The 2,783-nt window shown below is 68.0% G+C and carries 1 protein-coding gene; it reads right to left on the bottom strand.

Annotation, left to right across the window (positions count from 1 at the left end):
* Window positions 1-2,766: EAL domain-containing protein (locus tag ACEN88_RS28525; protein WP_413345101.1), on the bottom strand; the 2,766-nt coding region annotated here is incomplete at its 3' end.
* Window positions 2,767-2,783: the final 17 nt, after the last annotated feature.

Below are 2,783 nucleotides of genomic sequence, written 5' to 3'. Positions count from 1 at the left end.
CGCATCGTCCTGCCTCCATGTCTCCAACAATTCAGCCGGCTCCACCGGCCGGCCGTACAGATAGCCCTGCGCGCGCCGGCAGCCGTGGCGCAGCAGGAAGGCCGCCTGCTCGGCGGTCTCCACGCCTTCCGCGATCACGGCGAGGTCCATGCTCTTGCCCAGCTGGACGATGGCGACCGCGATCGCCTCGTCGTCCTTGTCGGCAGCGATGTCCTTGATGAAGCTGCGGTCGATTTTCAGTGTCTGCACCGGCAGCTGCTTCAGGTACGCGAGCGACGAATAACCCGTGCCGAAATCGTCGATCGCCAGTTCCACGCCCAGGGCGTGCAGGTCGTTGATGTACTGGAGCGCGTCGCCCGTATTCATGATCACGGACTCCGTCACCTCCAGCTGCAGCCGCTGCGGCGCGAGGCCTGCGTCGGCGAGCACGCGCGCGACGAGCGGCGCCACGCTGCCGCGGTCGAACTGGCGGCCCGACAGGTTCACCGCCACCTTCGGCACGTACAGCCCGGCCGTCTCCCAGCATACCACCTGGCGGCACGCCTCTTCCAGCACCCACGCGCCCAGCTGGCCGATGAAGCCGATGTCCTCGGCGAGCGGAATGAAGCGCACCGGGGGCACATGGCCCAGTTCCGCGCTGTGCCAGCGCACGAGCGCCTCGACGCCGATCAGGCGGCCCGTCTCGATCTCGACCTGCGGCTGGTAATGCAAGCGGATCTCGCCCCGCTCGATCGCACGGCGCAGCAGGCCTTCCATGCGCAGGCGCTCGGCGCCGTCGCCATCCATCGACGGGGCATACAGCTGGTAGCCGTTGCGGCCGCGCGCCTTGGCCTGGTACATGGCCACGTCGGCATTCCGGATCAAGACGTTCATGTCGACGGCATCCTGCGGGAACAGGCTGATACCGACGCTGCCCGTGACGAACAGTTCGTAATCCGACACGAGCACGGGCCGCTCGAACAGCTGCATCAGTTTTTCCGCGACCTGGCGCGCGCCGTGGGCGCCGTCGACGTCTTCCAGCAGCACGATGAATTCGTCGCCGCCCAGGCGCGCCAGCGTGTCCCCATCGCGCAGGCACCCGGCCAGCTGGCCCGCCACCTGTTTCAGCAGCTCGTCGCCGACGTGGTGGCCGAGCGTGTCGTTGACGGTCTTGAAGCGGTCGAGGTCGATGAACATCACCGCGAGCTGGCGATTGTTGCGCGCCGCGCGCACCATCGCGTGCTGCAGGCGGTCGTGGAACAGCAGGCGGTTCGGCAGGCCCGTGAGCGGGTCGTGGTGCGCCAGGTGGTCCAGCTTCTCCTGCGATTCCTTGACCTTCGTGATGTCGGAAAACACGCAGACGTAGTGCGTGACGGCGTCGGCATCGTCGCGCACCGCGGACACGGTCAGCCACTCGAGGTAAGTCTCGCCGTTCTTGCGGCGGTTCAGGAGTTCGCCGCGCCAGAAGCCCGTCTCCGCCAGGTCGGTCCACAGCGCCTCGGAGAACCCGGCGTCGTGGCTCGCCAGGCGCGTGAGGCTCGAATGCGTGCCGACCGCTTCGCTCTCCGTGTACCCGGTGATCTGCGTGAAGGCGGGATTCGTCGCGACGATCTTGCCGTGCAGGTCGATCACCATCACGCCGTCGGCGATGTGTTCCAGCACGGTGGCCGACAGGCGCAGCTTTTCCTCGGTCTGGCGCCGCTCCGTGATGTCGGCGAACACCCAGATGCTGCCGTCGTCCTGGCGTTCCGGGTCGAGCGCGCGGCCGCTCACGGTGCACCACACCAGGCTGCCGTCGCGGCGGCGGAACTGGCGCTCGTCGCCGAAATCGCCGCCGCGCGCCAGCACGGGTTCCGCCGCGTCGATGCCCTGCACGTAATCCTCGACGGTCGGGAACAGCACGCCGATCGGATCGCCCAGCAGCTCGCCCTCGCCGTAGCCGAACAATTCGTCGAAGCGGCGGTTGGTCGACACGACGCGGCGCTCGCGCACGTACATGATGCCGAACATGACGTTGTCCAGCACCGCGCCCTGCTCGGCCAGCAGCGCCTCGATGCGCATCTCGTTGTATTTGCGCTCGCTGATGTCGGAGATGATCCCGTCGATCCAGAACGCGGCGTTGCCGTCGAAGCCGACCGGCTGGCCGCTCTCCAGCACCCAGCGCTCGATGCCGGCGGCGTCCGTGATGCGGTATTCGATCTCGTAAGGCCGCACGCCCAGCACGGCCTCCTTGACGAAGTGCCGCTGCATCTTGCGGTCTTCCGGGCAGATGACGTCGGCCCAGCGGTCCGTGTGCGCGCCGATGAAGTGAGCCGCTGGATAGCCGGAGATGTCTTCGATGGCGTCGCTGACGAAGTCGATCGCCCCACCCGGCCGGGCACGGAACACGGCGCCCGGCACCTGCGTGACGATGGTGCGGAAGCGTTCCTCGCGCCGCGCGACGTCCTGGAACAGGTCGCCGATCGCGATACGCATGTGCTCCAGCTGGCCGCCGAGCCGCCCCAGTTCGTCGTTCGTGGACAGCGCGAGCGGCGCGTCGAACTGGCCGCGCGCCAGGTGATCGGAAAAGCTCATCAGGGTGCCCAGCGGCGCCAGCAGGCGGCGCCGCAGCAGCATCAGGATCAGCAGCAGCGACACGCCCAGCTGCACCGCCAGCACCAGCGCGTAGCGCACCTGCTTGGCGCGCAGCGATTGCTGGCTCAGGCTGTCGTCCATTTCGACCGTCACGTGGCCGATCGGCTGGCCATGCACGACGAACTGGGGCGGCTCGGCGGCCAGCTGGAGCACATGCGTATCGCGATCGG

This window comes from Massilia sp. CT11-108 (assembly GCF_047302915.1).
Classification (GTDB): domain Bacteria; phylum Pseudomonadota; class Gammaproteobacteria; order Burkholderiales; family Burkholderiaceae_D; genus Telluria; species Telluria orientalis.
Note: the sequence above shows the minus strand (reverse complement) of the source record. Positions and strands in the feature narration are given on the sequence as shown.